The sequence below is a fragment of the Klenkia sp. AC732 genome (genome assembly GCF_979256525.1).
The window spans coordinates 66,362-84,444 of sequence record NZ_CEEDOS010000005.1 but is presented as its reverse complement, the minus strand read 5'-3'; the positions used below and the strand labels follow the sequence as shown (position 1 = coordinate 84,444).

General features: G+C 74.5%; 15 protein-coding genes. 12 read left to right on the top strand and 3 right to left on the bottom strand.

All coding sequences use genetic code 11. From position 1 onward, the window contains the following. The first annotated feature begins 48 nt into the window (after positions 1 to 48). The 3 genes from upp to AC0IVP_RS03685 are packed head-to-tail and all read left to right on the top strand — an operon-like array spanning position 49 to position 2,207. Entirely contained in the window at positions 49 to 672 is a 624-nt protein-coding gene (upp, locus tag AC0IVP_RS03695; RefSeq protein WP_471754657.1) for a uracil phosphoribosyltransferase, read from the top strand. Next, complete coding sequence (locus AC0IVP_RS03690; RefSeq protein WP_056288938.1) at positions 672 to 1,571, top strand: Gfo/Idh/MocA family protein; 900 nt, start codon at positions 672 to 674, stop codon at positions 1,569 to 1,571. The genes upp and AC0IVP_RS03690 overlap by 1 nt, the downstream gene beginning before the upstream one ends. A gap of 60 nt (positions 1,572 to 1,631) precedes the next feature. After that, positions 1,632 to 2,207 (top strand): DUF805 domain-containing protein, encoded by a 576-nt coding sequence (locus AC0IVP_RS03685; RefSeq protein ID WP_471754655.1) that lies wholly within the window; start codon positions 1,632 to 1,634, stop codon positions 2,205 to 2,207. Between the two features lie 104 nt (positions 2,208 to 2,311). Here the strand turns inward: AC0IVP_RS03685 and AC0IVP_RS03680 are convergent, their stop codons facing one another. Genes AC0IVP_RS03680 through AC0IVP_RS03670 form a run of 3 tightly spaced genes read right to left on the bottom strand, consistent with a single transcriptional unit; the run spans position 2,312 to position 5,636 of the window. Beyond that, positions 2,312 to 3,973 carry a phospho-sugar mutase gene (locus AC0IVP_RS03680; RefSeq protein WP_471754653.1) on the bottom strand — a complete coding sequence of 554 codons (1,662 nt, stop codon included), beginning with the start codon at positions 3,971 to 3,973 and terminating at the stop codon, positions 2,312 to 2,314. Continuing rightward, positions 3,970 to 4,803, bottom strand: a complete 834-nt coding sequence (locus tag AC0IVP_RS03675; RefSeq protein ID WP_056288931.1) for an NAD-dependent epimerase/dehydratase family protein — start codon at positions 4,801 to 4,803, stop codon at positions 3,970 to 3,972. Before AC0IVP_RS03675 ends, AC0IVP_RS03680 begins: the two co-directional genes overlap by 4 nt. Further along, on the bottom strand, positions 4,800 to 5,636 hold the full coding sequence (locus AC0IVP_RS03670; protein ID WP_200938677.1) for a purine-nucleoside phosphorylase: 837 nt from the start codon (positions 5,634 to 5,636) through the stop codon (positions 4,800 to 4,802). Before AC0IVP_RS03670 ends, AC0IVP_RS03675 begins: the two co-directional genes overlap by 4 nt. A 126-nt stretch (positions 5,637 to 5,762) precedes the next feature. On the opposite strand from AC0IVP_RS03670, the gene AC0IVP_RS03665 reads away from it, so the two are divergent. The 9 genes from AC0IVP_RS03665 (at position 5,763) to AC0IVP_RS03625 (ending at position 17,809) form a co-directional block, all read left to right on the top strand. After that, complete coding sequence (locus AC0IVP_RS03665; protein ID WP_471754651.1) at positions 5,763 to 7,289, top strand: peptidase M16 family protein; 1,527 nt, start codon at positions 5,763 to 5,765, stop codon at positions 7,287 to 7,289. 37 nt (positions 7,290 to 7,326) lie between these two features. Continuing rightward, a complete protein-coding gene (locus tag AC0IVP_RS03660; protein ID WP_056288925.1) occupies positions 7,327 to 8,490 on the top strand; it encodes a glutamate--cysteine ligase in 1,164 nt (387 codons plus the stop codon). Next, on the top strand, positions 8,487 to 9,701 hold the full coding sequence (locus AC0IVP_RS03655) for an amidohydrolase (protein ID WP_056288922.1): 1,215 nt from the start codon (positions 8,487 to 8,489) through the stop codon (positions 9,699 to 9,701). The genes AC0IVP_RS03660 and AC0IVP_RS03655 overlap by 4 nt, the downstream gene beginning before the upstream one ends. 51 nt (positions 9,702 to 9,752) lie before the next feature. Beyond that, positions 9,753 to 11,678, top strand: coding sequence for a methylmalonyl-CoA mutase subunit beta (locus AC0IVP_RS03650; protein ID WP_471754649.1), 1,926 nt, complete (start codon positions 9,753 to 9,755; stop codon positions 11,676 to 11,678). Then, the gene (gene scpA / locus AC0IVP_RS03645; RefSeq protein WP_056288920.1) at positions 11,675 to 13,882 is read left to right on the top strand and encodes a methylmalonyl-CoA mutase; all 2,208 of its coding nucleotides are present in this window, start codon (positions 11,675 to 11,677) and stop codon (positions 13,880 to 13,882) included. The genes AC0IVP_RS03650 and scpA overlap by 4 nt, the downstream gene beginning before the upstream one ends. Next, complete coding sequence (meaB, locus tag AC0IVP_RS03640; protein ID WP_471754647.1) at positions 13,882 to 14,880, top strand: methylmalonyl Co-A mutase-associated GTPase MeaB; 999 nt, start codon at positions 13,882 to 13,884, stop codon at positions 14,878 to 14,880. Before scpA ends, meaB begins: the two co-directional genes overlap by 1 nt. An 84-nt stretch (positions 14,881 to 14,964) precedes the next feature. Continuing rightward, a complete protein-coding gene (locus tag AC0IVP_RS03635; RefSeq protein WP_471754645.1) occupies positions 14,965 to 15,507 on the top strand; it encodes a hypothetical protein in 543 nt (180 codons plus the stop codon). Positions 15,508 to 15,614: 107 nt separating this feature from the next. Next, entirely contained in the window at positions 15,615 to 17,018 is a 1,404-nt protein-coding gene (locus AC0IVP_RS03630; protein ID WP_056288911.1) for an NAD(P)H-quinone dehydrogenase, read from the top strand. Further along, positions 17,015 to 17,809, top strand: coding sequence for a fructosamine kinase family protein (locus AC0IVP_RS03625; RefSeq protein ID WP_471754643.1), 795 nt, complete (start codon positions 17,015 to 17,017; stop codon positions 17,807 to 17,809). Before AC0IVP_RS03630 ends, AC0IVP_RS03625 begins: the two co-directional genes overlap by 4 nt. The last annotated feature ends 274 nt before the right edge of the window (positions 17,810 to 18,083 follow it).

The window sequence follows — 18,083 nt, the reverse complement described above, 5'->3', positions numbered from 1 at the left end:
TCCCCGACACCACCGACAGCACGGGCGCCTGCCGTTACGGTGGCCGCCGTGCAGCTCACCGTCGTGGACCACCCGATCGCCCGTGCCCGCCTGACCCGGATGCGCGACGAGCGCACCGACAACGCCGCGTTCCGCGCCGCGCTGCGGGACCTCACCGAGCTCCTGGTCTTCGAGGCCACCCGGGAGCTGGCGGTCGAGGAGTACGAGATCACCACCCCGGTGACGACGACGACCGGCTACCGGCTGGCCGCCCCGCCGCTGATCGTGCCGGTGCTGCGGGCGGGCCTGGGCATGGCCGACACCGCGCACTCCCTGCTGCCGGAGTCCCAGATGGGCTTCGTCGGGCTGGCCCGCAACGAGGTCACCTTCCAGCCCGAGGCCTACATGGCCTCGCTGCCGGAGTCCCTCGTCGACCGGGAGGTCTTCGTGTTGGACCCGATGCTGGCCACCGGTGGCTCACTGGTGCACTGCTGCACGCTGCTCACCGAGCGCGGCTGCACCTCGATCACCGTGCTGTGCGCGCTGGCCGCCCCCGAGGGCATCGCCCGGCTCGAGGAGTCCGGGCTGCCGTTGCGGGTCTTCACCGCCAGCATCGACTCCGAGCTCAACTCCAACGCCTACATCGTCCCGGGCCTGGGCGACGCCGGCGACCGCCAGTTCGGCGCCGTCTGATGCGCTTCGCCGTCCTGGGCAGCGGGTTCTGGGCCAACACGGTCCACGCCGCGTCGCTCCACGCCCACCCGCAGGCCGAGCTGGTCGGCGTCTGGGGCCGGGACGCGGCCAAGGCGCAGGCGCTGGGCGCCGAGTACGACGTGCCCGGCACCGACGACCTGGACGCCCTGCTGGCCGACGTGGACGCCGTCAGCATCTCGGTGCCGCCCTCGGTGCAGCCCGACCTGGCCGTCCGGGCCGCCGAGGCCGGCTGCCACGTGCTGCTGGAGAAGCCGGTCGCCCTGTCGGTCGCCGACGCCGACCGGGTCGTCGCGGCCACGGCCGCGGCCGGGGTCGCCTCGGTGGTCTTCGTGACCTACCGCTTCCGCACCTCGACGCACACCTGGCTGGACCAGGCCTCCCGGATGTCGCTGGTGGGCGGCCAGGTGACCTGGCTGGCCAGCACCTTCGCCGCCGACAGCCCGTTCCGCGGCTCGGTCTGGCGGGCCGAGCCGGGTGCGCCGCTGTGGGACCTGGGTCCGCACGCGTTGTCGCTGCTGACCCCGACGCTGGGCCCGGTCGTCGCCGCGCAGGGCGCCCGCGCCGCCGACGGCACGGTCAGCGTCGTCTTCGAGCACGAGGCCGGGCCGACCAGCACGGTCACCCTGTCGGCCACGGCGTCGACGCTGTCGGCCGGGGAGGACTTCTGGGTGCACGGTGACGCCGGCCGCCTGGTGCTGCTGCCCGAGGACGGCGCCACGGCGGGTGAGGCGCACGCGGTCGCCGTGGACGAGCTGATGGCCGCCGCGCTGACCGGCGGGGCACACCCGTGCGACGCCGCGTTCGGGGCGGAGCAGGTCCGGGTGCTCGCCGCGGCCGAGCGGGCCATCGAGGCGGGCAGCCGGCAGACCGTCGGCTGAAGCGCCTCCCGGGGCGCTACCGTCGTCCTGGCACTCACGCGCACGACGAACGGGGACACCGTGGACTTCCTGAACTGGTACGTGCCGCGCGGCCGGATCACCCGTCGGGTGTTCTGGTTGCACTACGTGCTGCCGTTCTTCCTGCTCAGCGCGCTGGCGCTCGCGGTGGACGTGTCCTTCGGCTACACCTCGCTGGACGTGGCCACTGCGGACTCCCAGGCGGCCCTGGCCATCGAGTACGGGCCGTTCGTCACCGGCGTGGGCCTGTTGACGGTCGTGCCCTCGATCGCCTCGCAGGTCACCCGGCTGCACGACCAGGGCCGGTCGGCGTGGTGGCTGCTGCTCAACGTGCTGCCGGTGTTCGGGCAGCTGGCGCTGCTGGGGATCTGCGGCATCGTCCCCGGCCAGCCGGGGCCCAACCGCTACGGCCCGCCCGTCGACGGCACAGCAGGGCCGGACGGGCAGCCGTGGGGTGCCCAGACGTGGGGTGCGCAGTCGTGGGGTGCGCAGCCGGGCCCGCAGTCCCCGGGAGCCCAGTCGGGCTGGGGCGCGCCGCCGCAGGCGTCACAGCCGGGGTCCTGGACCCCGGGCCCGCAGGACCGGGCGCCGGACTACCCGCCGTCGGACTGGCGCTGAGCCGACGGGCACACCCGTTCGAGCCCTGAGGGGGCGCACCGTCCCGGTGCGCCCCCTCGGTCGTCTCCGGGCGGTCGTCGCTGGCGCGGTCGTCTCCGGCGCGGTCAGAGACCCAGAGCGGTGGACATCTCCGTGCGCAGCCGGTCCAGGTCGACCTGTCCGCGGGCGCGGGCGGCAGCCACCCCGGCCGCGTCCGGCACCGGGACGACGGACTCCAGGTAGGCCTTGAGCTTGGGCTCGGTGCCACTGGGCCGGACGACGACCCGCACCCCGTCGCCGGTCAGCCGCACCGCGTCCAGCGGAGTCTCCGCCCGGGCGAGGTCCTCGACGGTGACGGCGCAGTCCAGCAGGGTCGCCGGCGGCTGCGCCCGGAGCCGGGCCATGGCGTCGGAGATGACGGCCAGGTCCTCGACCCGGACCGACAGCTGGCCGGTGGCGAACAGGCCGTGCTCGACGGCGATCTCGTCGAGCCGGTCGGTGAGCGTGCGCCCCGTCGTGGCCAGCTCGGCCGCGAGCAGGGCGACGGCCAGTGCGGCGGACACCCCGTCCTTGTCCCGGGCCACGCCGGGGCTCACCGCGTAACCCAGCGCCTCCTCGTAGCCGTAGACCAGCGGCGCCTGCGACGAGCCGGCCCGGATGATCCACTTGAAGCCGGTCGGGGTGCGCTCCGAGGGCTGCCCGTGCGCGGCGGTCAGCTCGGCCAGCAGGGAGCCGCTGACCAGCGAGGCGGCGTAGGTGCCGGTGACCCCGCGGCGCAGCAGCCAGTCCGCCAGCAGCGCGCCGACCTCGTCGCCGGTGAGCTGGCGTCCTCCGCAGACCACCGAGCACCGGTCGGCGTCGGGGTCCTCGGCGATCGCCACGTCCGCGCCCACCCGGTCGGCGAGCGCGGTGAGCAGGTCGACGGCGCCGGGCTCCTCCGGGTTGGGGAAGGACACGGTCGGGAAGTCCGGGTCGGGGTGCTCCTGCTCGGGCACCGCGTGCAGGGCGGAGAACCCGGCCGCGGCGAAGACGCTGCGGGTGGTCGTCGTCCCCACGCCGTGCATGGCCGTGTACGCGACGACCAGCCGGCGGCGGGCCTGCGCGTCGACCCGGTCGGGCTGCAGGGCGTGCACCACGGCGGCCACGTAGTCGGCCTCGACGTCGTCGTCCAGGGTGGTCCACTCGTCGCTGCGGGGCAGGTCGCGGGCGGCGCCGACGGAGCCGATGGCCGCCTCGATCTGCCGGTCGGCGGGCGGCACGAGCTGGGCGCCGTCACCGAGGTAGACCTTGTAGCCGTTGTCCTGTGGCGGGTTGTGGCTGGCGGTGACCATCACCCCGGCGACCGCGCCCAGGTGCCGGACCGCGTAGGCCAGCACCGGGGTCGGCAGCGGCCGCGGCAGCACCTGGACGGCGAACCCGGCGCCGGCCAGCACCTGAGCGCTGACCCGGGCGAACTCGTCGGAGCGGTGCCGTGCGTCGTACCCGATCACGATCCCGCGCCCGGCCAGCCCCTCCGCTGCCAGGTGGGCGCCGAGGCCGGCGGCGGCCCGCGCCACGACGGCGGCGTTCATGCCGGCCGGCCCGGCCCGCAGTGGCCCACGCAGCCCCGCGGTCCCGAAGGTCAGCGTGCCGGCGAAGCGCTGGGCCAGGTCCTCGGCGGCCGCGTCGTCCCCGGCGGCCGTCCGGTCGAGCAGCTGCTGCAGCTCGGCCCGGTCACCGGCATGCGGGTCGTCGGCGACCCAGCGCGCGACGGCGTCGAGGTCCGGCCGGCCGGCGCCCGCGGTCACGACGGGTCGGCCTGCTGGGCGCGGGCGGTCACCGCGTCGATCGCGAAGTCCGGTCCGGCGAACTCGCCACCGAGCCGGTCGTGCTCGACGGTGCCCGGGGTGGGCTCGCCGTACGCGCTGGTGATCGCCTCGGCGTAGATCTCGGCGTCGTCGACGGACTCGTAACCCAGTGCGCGGGCCGAGCTCAGGTCCCACCAGTTGCGGGTGTTGGCCGACACGCCCCACACGACCGCGAAGCCGGGGCTGGGTGCGGTGAGGGCGGCGTCGACGAGGCCGACGGTGTCCTCGGGGGACAGCCAGGTCGACAGGTGCCGCGGCGCGCGGGGCTCGGGCAGCGCCGACCCGATCCGCAGGCAGACGACGTCCAGGCCGTAGCGGTCGACGTACAGCGAGCCGAGCGCCTCCATGGCCACCTTGGACACCCCGTAGTAGGTGTCCGGTCGTGGCTGGGCGTCGGTCTGGGCGTTCTCGACCCGGGGCGACATCCCGGTGGCGTGATTGCTGCTGGCCAGCACGACCCGTGGCACCCCGGCCAGCCGGGCGGCTTCGAGGGCCACGTACGTGCCGTCGATGTTGGCGTGCGCGATCGCCTCCCAGGTGGACTCGGTGGAGATGCCGGCCATGTGCACGACCGCGCTGGCCCCCTGCGCGGCCGCGGTCACTGCAGCCAGGTCGGTGGCGTCGGCGACGAGGTGCTCCTCGCCGGGCCGGGTGTCGGTCACCGGGACGACGTCCAGGCAGCGCAGCGCGTGCCCGCGCTCGGGCAGCCCGCCGCGCAGCAGGGTGCCGATGTACCCGGCGGCGCCGGTCAGCAGGACGGGGCCGCTCATGCCTGCACCTGCTGCGGCAGCCGGCCGATGAACTCGACCAGGAACTCGCCCAGGCGCCCGGCGGCGGCCTTGCCGGCCTCCAGCACCTCGACGTGGTCCAGCGCCTCGCCGGTGATGCCGGCGGCGGCGTTGGTGACCATGGACAGGCCGAACACCTCGACGCCGGCGGCCCGGGCGGCGATGGCCTCCAGTGCGGTGGACATGCCGACCAGGTCGGCGCCCATCGTGGTGAGCATCCGGATCTCGGCGGGGGTCTCGAAGTGCGGGCCGGGCAGGGCCGCGTAGACGCCCTCGACGAGGGAGGGGTCGATCTCCTGGGCCAGTGCCCGCAGCCGCTTGGCGTAGAGGTCGGTGAGGTCGACGAAGGTCGCCCCCACCAACGGGGAGCGGGCGGTCAGGTTGAGGTGGTCGCTGATCAGCACCGCCTGGCCGACGGTGTGGTCGGGGGAGAGACCGCCCGCGGCGTTGGTCAGCACCACGGTGCGCACGCCGGCGGCGGCCGCCGTCCGGATGCCGTGCACCACGGGCTCGACGCCGCGTCCCTCGTAGAGGTGGGTGCGGCCCAGGAAGAGCAGCACGCGGGTGTCCCCGACCCGGACCGAGCGGATCTCCCCGCCGTGCCCGGTCACCGTCGGTGCCGCGAAGCCCGGCAGCTCGCCGATCGCGACGCTGGCCTCGGCCGGCCCGAACGCGTCGGCGGCCGGCGCCCAGCCCGACCCCATGACGACGGCGACGTCGTGCTGCCCGCCCAGGGCGGCGACGAGGTCGTCGGCGGCGCGGGCGGCCAGCGCGGCGGGATCGGTGGGGGAGGTCTGGGCAGGCGTCTGACTCACGACGACGACGCTAGCCGAGGGGGGCGACAGAACGGACCCCTGCGTCGGGGTCCGGTGGGGTCGACACGCCGGCCCCCCGAGGCCGACCTCGTTGCCCCCGACGGCCGGGACACACATCATCTCGCCGTGCAGCGCATCGAGATCGACGGCGTCCGGGTCCTCCACCTGCCGGGTGCCCGGCGTACGACCATGGCACTCGTCTTCGGCGTGGGGGTCCGGGACGAGACCTTCGCGACGCGCGAGGTGACCCACCTGGTCGAGCACCTCGTCATGGGGACCCTGCCCAAGAGCAACCTCCAGCGGAACGGCATGACGACGGTCGACTCGACGCACTTCCACGCCACGGGGCGCCCCGCGGCGGTGGCTGCCTTCATCGAGGGTGTCTGCACGGGTCTGCGGGAGCTGTCGTTGGCGCGCGCCGATGCCGAGATCGGGGTGCTGCAGGCCGAGGACTGCTCCGGCGTCGGCGGTTTCGTGGAGAGCATGTTCGCCCAGCGCTACGGGCTGAGCGGTCTCGGCGTCGCCTACCCCGGGGGCCCGGGGCCCCAGTACCTGTCCGACGACACGATCACGGCCCACGCCCGCCGGTGGTTCGTCGCGGAGAACGCGGTCCTGGTCTGTCACGGCGAGCTGCCCGAGGGTCTGCGACTGGACCTCCCGCGCGGGCCCCGGCCGGTCCACGACGCGGTTGCGGCGCGCGAGCAGCACGGCGCCGCCTGGGGCAAGAGCTGGGCGGCGGGCGTCGGCCTGATGGTGACGTCCACGGGCCCGTGGGACCCGGCGCTGCGGGTGGCGCTCGACGTCGTGCGCGAGCGCGTCCAGGACGTGGCGCGCACGGAGAGGGGCCTCAGCTACTCGTCGGGCATCGTCACCCAGGACGTCGACCGGGGCCGTCGGGAGATCGTCCTGGCGGTCGACGCGCGGGAGGGCCAGGAGGGGGCCGTGGCCACCATCCTGTGGGAGCAGTGGCGCGCCCTGTGCCAGGCCGGTCCCAGCCCCGACGAGCTGGCGCACGTGGTCGAGGGGACCCAGCAGGAACTCGAGGACGCCGACGAGGACGACCTGCTGCTGGGGGACCTCATCGACGCCGCGGTCAGCGAGCTCCTGGGTCTCGTCCACACCTCCAACACCGACATCCAGGTCGCTTACGCCGGCGTCACCGTCGACATGGTGCGCGACGCCGCGCGCGCGGTGTGGGCCTCGGCCCTGCTCCAGGTCCCGGAGTGGTCGGAGTTCGCGGGCCTGCCCGGCCTGGACCGCTGGCGTGCCTGCGGCTGGAGCAGCGACGTGCCGAGCGGCCGCACCCTCCGCCCGTCAGCGCTCGTCCGGGTCCTGCCGGGGGCGGCCAAGAAGCGGCGGTTCGTCCTCGCCGACGACGGGGTCGGTCACGTCGACGAGGACGGTGACGTCCACTTCGTCCCCTGGGCCGCGCTGGACAGCGTGTACCGCCAAGAGCCCGCCAGGGACGGGGCAGGCAAGGTGCTCGACGGTGGCGGACTGGTCGTCATCGGCCGCAACGCGTGCATGTTCCGCATCGACCAGGACTCCTTCGGGTCCAAGGCGACCGCCGCTGCCGCTGCCCACGTGCAGAGCAAGGTGCCCGCGGAGCGCTGGGCCCACGTCCGTCCCAGCCTGGCCACCGCGGCGTCGTAGGTCAGCGGGGTCGGGGTTCCCTCCCTAGACTCGCCGCGTGCAGATCCCCTTCACCTCCTCCGAGCGCTCCAGCCTGGGGGTCGAGTGGGAGTTGCAGCTCATCGACCGCGAGAGCCGGCAGCTGACCTCGGGCGCCACCGAGATCCTCGCCGAGCTCAAGCCCGCTGACGCCGACGAGCACCCCAAGGCCAAGCACGAGCTGCTCCAGTCGACGATCGAGATCATCACCGGCATCTGCGGCACGGTCGCCGAGGCCAAGGCCGACCTCGCCGGCACGCTGGCCGAGGTCGTCGAGGCGGCCGACCGGCGCGGGCTCGGCCTCATGTGCGCGGGCACCCACCCGATCACCGACTGGCAGACCCAGCAGATCAGCCCCAAGGAGCGGTACACCCAGCTGGTCGAGAAGATGCAGTGGCTGGCCCGCCGGCTGCAGATCTTCGGCGTCCACGTGCACGTCGGCGTCCGTTCCCCGGACAAGATCATCCCGATCGTCAACGCACTGACCCAGTACGTGCCGCACTTCCTGGCCCTGTCGGCGTCCTCGCCGTACTGGGTCGGGGCCGACACCGGCCTGGCCAGCGCGCGCTCGAAGGTGTTCGAGGGCATGCCGACGGCGGGGCTGCCCTACCAGCTCTCGGGCTGGGACGACTTCGAGCGCTACATGGAGACGCTGATCTCCACGCACGCCATCGAGAGCGTCCGCGAGGTGTGGTGGGACATCCGCCCGCACCCGGACTTCGGCACCGTCGAGCTGCGGATCTGCGACGGCCTGCCGACCCTCGACGAGATCGGTGCGGTGGCCGCGCTCAGCCAGTGCCTGGTCGAGCAGTTCGACCGCGAGATCGACCGCGGCTACACGCTGCCGGTGCCGGCCAGCTGGGTGCTGCGGGAGAACAAGTGGCGCGCGGCCCGCTACGGCCTGGACGCCGAGATCATCGTCGACGAGCGCGGCACGGTGCGGCCGGTCAAGGACGCGCTGCGCGACCTGGTCGAGGAGCTGATGCCCACGGCGCGGCGGCTGGACTGCACCGAGGAGCTCACCGACGTGCTGCGGGTCATCGAGGTCGGCGGGTCCTACCAGCGCCAGCGTGCCGTCGCCGAGGCCCACGACGGGCGTCTCGAGCCGGTCGTGGACAGCCTGCTGGCCGAGCTGCGCGACGGCCTGCCGCACCCGGCTGCCCTGCCGGGGGCGCCTGCGTGAGTGCCCAGGACACGGTGGACCGGTGGGTCGAGGCCCACCACGAGGACCTGGTCGGGGTCCGGCGGCACCTGCACGCCCACCCCGAGCTGGGCTTCGTCGAGCACGAGACGACGGCCTACCTGGAGCGCCAGCTGCGCCAGGTCGGGCTGACCCCGCGCCGGCTGCCCAACGGCACCGGGCTGGTCTGCGACGTCGGCCGCGGGGGACCGGTGGTCGTGCTGCGCGCCGACATCGACGCGCTGCCGCTGGCCGACCTCAAGGACGTGCCCTACGCCTCCACCCGCGAGGGCATGTGCCACGCCTGCGGGCACGACGTGCACACCACGGTGCTGCTCGGCGTCGCGCAGGCACTCGCCGAGCTCGACGCGCTGCCCGGCACGGTGCGCTGCGTGTTCCAGCCGGCCGAGGAGCAGGTGCCCGGCGGGGGACTGGAGGTGGTGGCCTCCGGAGTGCTGGAGGGGGCGACCCGGGCCTTCGCGCTGCACTGCGACCCCTCGGTCCCGGTGGGCCGGGTGGGTCTGCGGACCGGGTCCATCACCGCGGCCTGCGACCGGCTGGAGGTCACGCTGACCGGCCCCGGCGGGCACACCGCCCGGCCCCAGCTGACCGTCGACCTGGTGCACGCCCTGGGTCGGGTGATCACCGAGGTGCCCGGCCTGCTGTCCCGACAGGTGGACCCCCGCGCCGGGATGTCGCTCGTCTGGGGTGCGGTCGGCTCGGGCGTGGCCGCCAACGCCATCCCGCAGACCGGCATGCTGCGCGGCACGGTGCGGGTGCTGGACCGCACGGTCTGGGACGCCGCGGAGGAGATGGTGCGCCGGTTGATCCGGCAGGTCGCGGAGACCTCCGGGGCCACCGTGGACGTCGAGTACGTCCGCGGGGTCCCGCCGGTCGTCAACGACCCGCGCGGGGTCGCCCTGCTGCGCTCGGCCGCGCTGGAGACCGTCGGGCAGGACGGCGTCGTCCTGTCCCCGCAGTCGATGGGCGGCGAGGACTTCGGCTGGTTCGCCGAGGTGCTGCCGATCGCGCTGGCCCGGCTGGGCACGCACGGCGGCGGTGAACCCCTGGACCTGCACCGCGGCACGTTCGACGTGGACGAGCGCGCGATCGGCGTCGGCGTCCGGCTGCTGGCCCGCACGGCGCTGACGGCCCTGGCCGCCGACGCTGTGAACCCCGCCACTCCTGCGCCCTCCCGGTCGGGCTCTGTCTGACCCCTGCGGTACAAAGCCAACACGCTTCTCCCGAGAGCCGGTGACCCGACGATGAGCCACCAGTCAGACCACGACGCCACGGCCGAGTCCCCCATGGACGCGGCCCAGGTGCCCGCCGAGCCCGCCGCCCCGGCGCAGCTGTCCCTGGCCGCGGGCTTCCCCGCGGTCACCCGCGAGCAGTGGCGCGAGGCGGTGGCCGGGGTGCTGCGCAAGGCCGGTCGGGAGGAGCTGCCCGACCCGGTGGAGGACGCGCTGCGCCGCACCGTGGCCACCGGCGTCGACGTCGCCCCGCTGTACAGCGCGGCCGACGTCGCCGACCTGCCCCCGACCGGCGTCCCCGGGGCACCGCCGTACGTGCGCGGCAGCCGGGTCGTCCGGCCGGCCCCCTCGGCCGTCGACGCGCAGGCCGCCGGCGGCGGCATCCCGGCCGGCTGGGACGTCCGGCAGCGGCACGCCGACCCCGACGTCGCGACGACCCGCGAGGCTGTCGCCGCCGACCTCGAACACGGCGTCACCTCCCTGTGGCTGGTGCTCGGTGACGGCGCGGTCCCGGTGGACTCCCTGGGCGAGGTGCTCACCGACGTGCTGCTGGACCTCGCGCCGGTGACCCTGCAGGGCGGGGTGCCCGCCGCCGAGGCGTTCCTGGACCTGGTCGAGGGCCGCACCGACCTGGCTCCCGGTGGCTCGCTGGGCCTGGACCCGCTGGGCGTGCACGCCACCTCCGGGCAGGAGCAGAGCCTGGGAGGCCTCGCCGAGCTGGCCCGCCGGGCCGCGCCACACGGGGACCTGCGAGCCGTCGTCGTCGACGCCACCGTGGTGCACGACGCCGGTGCCACCGCCGTCGAGGAGCTGGGCTGTGCGCTCGCCGCGGGGGTCGCCTACCTCCGGGCGCTGACCGACGGCGGGCTGTCCCTCGACGAGGCGGCCACCCAGCTGGAGTTCCGGTTCGCCGCCACCGCCGACCAGTTCACGACCATCGCGATGCTGCGCGCCGCCCGCCGTCTGTGGGACCGGGTCGGCGAGGTCGCCGGTGTCTCCGCCGAGGCCCGGGGCATGCGGCAGCACGCCGTCACGTCCTCGGTGATGACCACGCGGCGGGACCCCTGGGTCAACATGTTGCGCACCACGGTGGCCTGCTTCGCCGCCGGCGTCGGCGGGGCGGACGCGGTCACGGTCACCCCCTTCGACGCAGCCCTCGGCCTCCCCGACGCCTTCGCCCGCCGCATCGCCCGCAACACCCAGGCGCTGCTGACCGAGGAGGCCCACCTCGCGCGGGTCCTGGACCCCGCCGGGGGCTCCTGGTACGTCGAGTCGCTCACCGACGCCCTGGCCCACGCGGCCTGGGACTGGTTCACCGAGATCGAGCGCGCCGGCGGGTACGCCGCGGCGCTGTCCTCGGGGCTGGTGCACGCCCGGGTCGCCGCTGCGTGGGAGGCCAGGTCGTCGCGCCTGGCCACCCGCCGCGACCCGATCACCGGGGTCAGCGAGTTCCCGAACCCCGCCGAGGGGCTGCCCCGCCGCCGTCCGGCCGCCGAGGTGCTGCCCCCGGGACCAGGCGGTCTGCCCCGGGTGCGGGCCGCCGAGGCGTTCGAGGCGCTGCGCGACCGGGCCGACGCCGCCGACGCCCGCCCCGCCGTGTACTTGGCCACGATCGGCAAGCCCGCCGCGCACACCGCGCGGGTGTCCTTCGCGAGCAACCTCTTCCAGGCCGGCGGCCTGGCGACACCCACCGGGGACGGCGCCTCCGGCTTCGCCGACGCGGGGACGACGGTCGCCTGCATCTGCGGGTCCGACCGTGATCGCGCCGACGCGGCCGGCTTGGTCGCCGAGCTGCGCGCGGCCGGGGCGACCCGGGTGTGGCTGGCCGGCAAGCCCGACCCCGATGTGGACGGCGTGGACGGCCACGTGTTCACCGGCTGCGACGCCGTCGCGGTGCTGGGCACCACCCTCGACGAGCTGCTGGGAGCGCGGGCATGAGCACCATCCCCGACTTCGGGTCCGTGGACCTCGGCGTCCCCGCGCAGGCCGACGCCGCTGCGGACTGGGCGGCGGCGTTCACCGCGCACACCGGCCGGTCGGTCGGCGAGGCCGCGTGGGAGACGCCCGAGGGCATCGCGGTCCCACCGCTGCTGACGGCCGAGGACCTCGCTGGGCTCGACCACCTGGACGGGTACCCGGGTCTGCCGCCCTTCGGCCGCGGCCCCTACCCGACGATGTACACGACCCAGCCGTGGACCGTGCGGCAGTACGCCGGCTTCTCCACCGCTGCGGCGTCCAACGCCTTCTACCGGCGCAACCTGGCGGCCGGGCAGAAGGGCCTGTCGGTCGCCTTCGACCTGCCCACCCACCGCGGTTACGACTCCGACCACCCGCGGGTGCCCGGCGACGTCGGCATGGCCGGGGTGGCCATCGACTCGATCTACGACATGCGCCAGCTCTTCGACGGCATACCGCTGGACCGGATGAGCGTGTCGATGACGATGAACGGCGCCGTGCTGCCGGTGCTCGCGCTCTACATCGTCGCGGCGGAGGAGCAGGGGGTGGCCCCCGAGCAGCTGAGCGGGACCATCCAGAACGACATCCTCAAGGAGTTCATGGTCCGCAACACCTACATCTACCCCCCGGGGCCCTCGATGCAGGTGATCAGCGACATCTTCGCGTACACGTCGCAGAAGATGCCGCGCTTCAACTCGATCTCCATCTCCGGCTACCACATCCAGGAGGCCGGGGCCACGGCCGACCTGGAGCTGGCCTACACCCTCGCCGACGGCGTGGAGTACCTGAAGGCCGGCCGTGCGGCGGGGATGGACGTCGACGCGTTCGCGCCCCGGTTGAGCTTCTTCTGGGGCATCGGGATGAACTTCTTCATGGAGGTCGCCAAGCTCCGGGCGGGGCGGCTGCTGTGGGCCAAGCTGGTGGAGCGGGAGGGCGCGACCAACCCCAAGTCGCTGTCGCTGCGCACCCACTCGCAGACCTCGGGCTGGTCGCTGACCGCGCAGGACGTCTACAACAACGTCGTCCGCACCTGCCTGGAGGCGATGGCCGCCACCCAGGGGCACACCCAGTCGCTGCACACCAACGCCCTGGACGAGGCGCTCGCGCTGCCGACGGACTTCTCCGCCCGGATCGCCCGCAACACCCAGCTGCTGCTGCAGCAGGAGTCCGGGACGACGCGGGTCATCGACCCGTGGGGCGGGTCGGCGTACGTGGAGAAGCTGACCCACGACCTGGCGGCCGAGGCGTGGGCGCACATCGAGGAGGTCGCGGCGCACGGCGGGATGGCGCAGGCGATCAGCGACGGCATCCCCAAGCTGCGCATCGAGGAGGCCGCCGCCCGCACCCAGGCCCGCATCGACTCCGGCCGCCAGCCGGTGATCGGGGTCAACAAGTACCGGGTGGACGCCGACGAGGCCATCGAGGTGCTGCGCGTCGACAACGCCGACGTGCTGGCCCAGCAGGTGCAGCGGCTGCGGGAGCTGCGCGAGGAGCGGGACACCGCCGCCTGCGAGGCCGCGCTGGCCCGGTTGACCGACGCCGCCCGGGCCGCCGCCGAGGGCACCCGCGGGAACGGACTGGAGGACAACCTGCTCGCCCTGGCCGTCGACGCCGCCCGGGCCAAGGCCACGGTCGGGGAGATCTCCGACGCCCTGGAGGCCGTCTACGGCCGGCACGCCGGCCAGGTGCGCACCATCTCCGGGGTCTACCGCGAGGAGGCAGGGGAGTCCGGGCCGATGGCGACCACCCGCGCGCTGACCGAGGAGTTCGCCGAGGCCGAGGGCCGCCGGCCGCGCATCCTGGTGGCCAAGATGGGCCAGGACGGCCACGACCGCGGGCAGAAGGTCATCGCCACCGCGTTCGCCGACCTCGGCTTCGACGTCGACGTGGGCCCGCTCTTCCAGACGCCGGAGGAGGTCGCCCGCCAGGCGGTCGAGGCCGACGTGCACGTCGTCGGGGTGTCCTCGCTGGCGGCCGGGCACCTCACCCTGGTGCCGGCGCTGCGAGACGCGCTGGCCGCCCTGGGTGCCGAGGACGTGCTGATCGTGGTCGGCGGGGTCATCCCGCCCGACGACGTCCCGACGCTGAAGGAGATGGGCGCCGCCGCGGTCTTCCCGCCCGGCACCGTCATCGCCGAGGCCGCTCAGGAGCTGCTGCGCGAGCTCGCCAGCCGACTCGGGCACTGATGGCGCGGGCGGTCGACGTCCCGGCGCTCGCCGAGGGCGTGCTCGCCGGTGACCGGCGGGCCGTCGCGCGGTCGATCACGCTGGTCGAGTCCCGGCGCCCCGAGCACCGGGAGCAGGCGCAGGAGCTGCTGGTGGAGCTGCTGCCGCACGCCTGGGGCGCGCAGCGGGTCGGGATCAGCGGGGTGCCCGGGGTGGGCAAGTCCACGTTCATCGACCAGCTGGGGGTGGACCTCACCGCCGCCGGCCACCGGGTCGCCGTCCTCGCCGTCGACCCGTCGTCCGCGCGATCGGGCGGGTCGATCCTGGGGGACAAGACCCGGATGTCACGGCTGTCGGTCGACCCGGCCGCGTTCATCCGGCCCTCGCCCACCGCCGGCACCCTCGGCGGGGTCGCCCAGGCGACCCGGGAGTCCATGGTCGTCGTCGAGGCGGCCGGCCACGACGTGGTGCTGGTGGAGACCGTCGGCGTCGGGCAGTCCGAGGTCACCGTCGCCGAGATGGTCGACACCTTCCTGTTCCTGACCCTGGCCCGCACCGGGGACCAGCTGCAGGGCATCAAGCGCGGCATCCTGGAGATCGCCGACGTCATCGCCGTCAACAAGGCCGACGGCCCGGCCGCCGGTGAGGCCCGCACGGCCGCCCGCGAGCTGGCCGGGGCGATCCGGATGCTGCGCGGCACCGGCGACTGGGACGTGCCCGTGCTGACCTGCGCCGGGCTCACCGGGGAGGGCCTGGCCGAGGTGTGGTCCCAGGTCGTCGCCCACACCGACCGGCTGCGGGCCTCCGGGGAGTTCGACCGGCGTCGCCAGAGCCAGCAGGTGCGGTGGACCTGGCAGCTCGTCCGCGACGGCCTGGAGGCCCGGCTCCGCGAGCACCCGGCCGTGCGGTCCTCGGCCCCGGGCCTGGAGCAGCAGGTGCTGGCGGGGGAGTTGACGCCGGCTCTGGCGGCGCGGCAGCTGGTGGCGACGTTCCTGGCGGACCCGCCGGCCCTCGGCTGACTCACACCCCGGGGGAGGTCACAGCTCCGCAACGGGGCCGGGGTCGTGGCTGCGGCGTGCACGACCGCACCTACGTTCGACGCCGTGACGTCCTCCTCGCCGCAGAACCAGTACCTATCCCGCTCGCCACAGGGGTTGGCCGCGCGATGGGTCCAGTGGGCTGCCACACCGAGCTTCTTCCGCAGCCCGATCGCCGACACGTCCGGAGCCCGCGGCGGACTGCACCAACCAGACGACGTCTGGTTCCTGGCGGGTTCCTACGGCGGTGACCCGGTCGTCCGGCACCTCGTGGTCCCTCCCCGCCGGGAGTTGTTCTTCCCCGTCTTCACCATGTGGTTCGTCGACCAGCGCCCGGAGGTGGTCGAGCAGGCGTTCGGCACCCTGTCCGTGGACGGGGTGGACACCGCCGTCGACGTCGTCGCCACCCACGACCCGTTCGTCGTGCGCGGCGGCTTCCTGAACGGTGTGAACCGGTCCCGCAGGCCCGTGTGGATGTCCGTCTGGGGCCTCTGGGGATCGCTGTCCCCGCTCGGGGCCGGGCAGCACGAGGTCGCGATGCGCGGCGGTGACGGCCACGGCTTCGTCGTCGACGTGACCTACCGGCTCGACGTGCGGGGGACCGCCTGAGCTCTGGACGTGTGGCGAGCCTGACCGGGGTGGTGGCGGACGACACCGTCGCGAGCGGGGAGACTGGGGCTGCACACCCACCGCTCAGCCCGGGAGTTGGACCACACATGACCCGCATCGTGATCATCGGCGGCGGACCGGCCGGCTACGAGGCCGCCCTGGTGGCCGCCCAGCTCGGTGCCGAGGTGACCGTCGTGGAACGCGACGGACTCGGTGGTGCCAGCGTGCTCACCGACTGCGTGCCCTCCAAGACCCTCATCGCCGCCGCCGGCGCGATGACCGCGGTCCGCGACTCGGCCGTGCTGGGCCTGCAGGGCTCGGACTGGGCCACGGTCAGCCTGGACATCGCCGCGGTCAACCAGCGGATCCGCGGCCTGGCCGTCGCCCAGTCCGCGGACATCCACGCCCGGCTCGACAGCGTCGGCGTGCGGACCATCAGCGGGCACGCCCGGCTCTCCGACGAGATCCGCGGCCTCATCGCGCACCGGGTCGAGGTCTGCGACGGCGACGGCGGGGTCCGCGAGGAGCTCGAGGCCGACGTCGTGCTGATCGCCACCGGCGCGGACCCCCGGGTGCTCCCCGGCTCCGAGCCCGACGGCGAGCGGATCCTGTCCTGGCGGGATGTCTACGACCTGGAGGACCTCCCCGAGCACCTCGTCGTCGTCGGGTCCGGCGTCACCGGGGCCGAGTTCGCCTCTGGGTACCTGGAGGCCGGCGTCCCGGTGACCCTGGTGTCCTCCCGCGACCAGGTGCTGCCCGGTGAGGACGCCGACGCGGCCGCCGTGGTGGAGAAGGTCTTCCAGTCCCGCGGCGGCAAGATCGCCGAGCGGGGCCGCGCCGAGTCGGTCACGCGCACGGCCACCGGCGTCGAGGTCCGGCTCACCGACGGCCGGGTGGTCACCGGGTCGCACGCGCTGATGACCGTGGGCACCGTGCCCAACACCGACGGGCTCAACCTGGAGAAGTGCGGGGTGGCGACCTCGCAGGCCGGTCACGTCGTCGTCGACCGGGTGTCCCGGACGTCGGTGCCCGGCATCTACGCCGCGGGCGACGTCACCGGGGTCTTCCAGCTGGCGTCGGTGGCGGCCATGCAGGGCCGGATCGCGATGTGGCACGCGCTGGGCGAGGCGGTCAGCCCGATCCGGCTCAAGACCGTCGCCGGCAACGTGTTCACCCACCCGGAGATCGCCACGGTCGGGGTGCAGGAGAAGTCGATCGTCGAGGGCTCGGACATCGAGTCCGTGCAGCTGCCCCTGGCCACCAACGCCCGCGCCAAGATGAGCGACATGCGGGACGGGTTCGTCAAGATCTTCGCCCGCCGCTCGACCGGCGTCGTCGTCGGTGGCGTCGTGGTGTCCCCGGGCGCCTCCGAGCTGGTCCTGCCGATCACGCTGGCCGTCAGCAAGGGCCTGACGGTCGGTGACCTGGCCCAGACGTTCTCCATCTACCCGTCGCTGTCCGGGTCGATCACCGAGGCCGGACGGCGGTTGATGAACTCCGACGACGAGTGAGCCGTCGGGTCCCGGTCCCGGGCGGGGACGTCTGCGCGGCGTTCCGGGAGGACCGGGCCGACGGACCGGTCTTCGTCAAGGAGCTGCCGGGGGCGCCGGCGGGGTTCTTCGCCGCGGAGGCCCGCGGGCTCGACTGGCTGCGCGTCGAGGGCGGTCCTCCGCTGCCCGCGGTGCGTGCGGTCACGGCCACCTCGCTGACCCTGCAGTGGGTGCCCACCGGGACGCCGACGCAGGCGGCCGCCCGGTCGTTCGGCGCCGCCCTGTCCCGGCTGCACGACACCCCGGCACCGGCGTTCGGCGGTGCCGGGTTCGCCGCGACCGTCCCGCTGGACCCCACGCCGCACCGGTCCTGGGCGGGCCTCTTCGCCGAGGCCCGGTTGCTGCCGCTGGTCCGGGCCGCCGTGGACGCGCGGACGCTCACGACGTCCCAGGCGCGCGACGTCGAACGGGCCTGCGCGCACCTGGTCGACGTCCCGGAGGAGCCACCGGCGTGCATCCACGGTGACCTGTGGAGCGGCAACCTGCTGTGGTCCGAGGACGGGCGGGTGTGGCTGGTGGACGCCGCGGCCGCGCACGGCGGACACCGCGAGACCGACCTCGCGCTGCTGCACCTGTTCGGTGCGCCACACCTGGCCGACGTCGTCGCCGGGTACCAGGAGGTGCACCCGCTGGCGGACGGCTGGGAGGACCGGCTGGGGCTGCACCAGCTGCACCCGTTGCTGCTCCACGCGGTCCTCTTCGGGGGCGGGTACGGGGCTGCCGCCACGGAGGTGTCGCGTCGCTACCCCTAGCGGGTGACGTGCCTCCAGAGCGCTCCGGTGCAGGTCGATGGCCTGATCAGGTCCCCTCTGCTCAGGAGTTCTCGTGCACACAGCTCGTCGTCGTCACCGCGCCCTGCGGTCCAGGGTGCTGGCCGCGTCCGTCGCGGTCCTCGCGACGGTCGTGGTCGGCCCGGTCGCCTCGGCCGGGGCGACGGACACGCCCTCCGGTGCGGCCGTCGAGACGTCGGAGGCGCCGGCGGACCCCTCGAGCGCGGCGCCCACCGACGAGACGCCCCCCGTCGAG

Excerpts from the sequence above, each read along its gene's own strand:
- meaB (WP_471754647.1), top strand. The coding sequence starts at position 13,882 with ATGGCGCGGGCGGTCGACGTCCCGGCGCTCGCCGAGGGCGTGCTCGCC.
- AC0IVP_RS03650 (WP_471754649.1), top strand. The coding sequence starts at position 9,753 with ATGAGCCACCAGTCAGACCACGACGCCACGGCCGAGTCCCCCATGGAC.
- AC0IVP_RS03675 (WP_056288931.1), bottom strand. The coding sequence starts at position 4,803 with ATGAGCGGCCCCGTCCTGCTGACCGGCGCCGCCGGGTACATCGGCACC.
- AC0IVP_RS03630 (WP_056288911.1), top strand. The coding sequence starts at position 15,615 with ATGACCCGCATCGTGATCATCGGCGGCGGACCGGCCGGCTACGAGGCC.
- AC0IVP_RS03690 (WP_056288938.1), top strand. The coding sequence starts at position 672 with ATGCGCTTCGCCGTCCTGGGCAGCGGGTTCTGGGCCAACACGGTCCAC.
- scpA (WP_056288920.1), top strand. The coding sequence starts at position 11,675 with ATGAGCACCATCCCCGACTTCGGGTCCGTGGACCTCGGCGTCCCCGCG.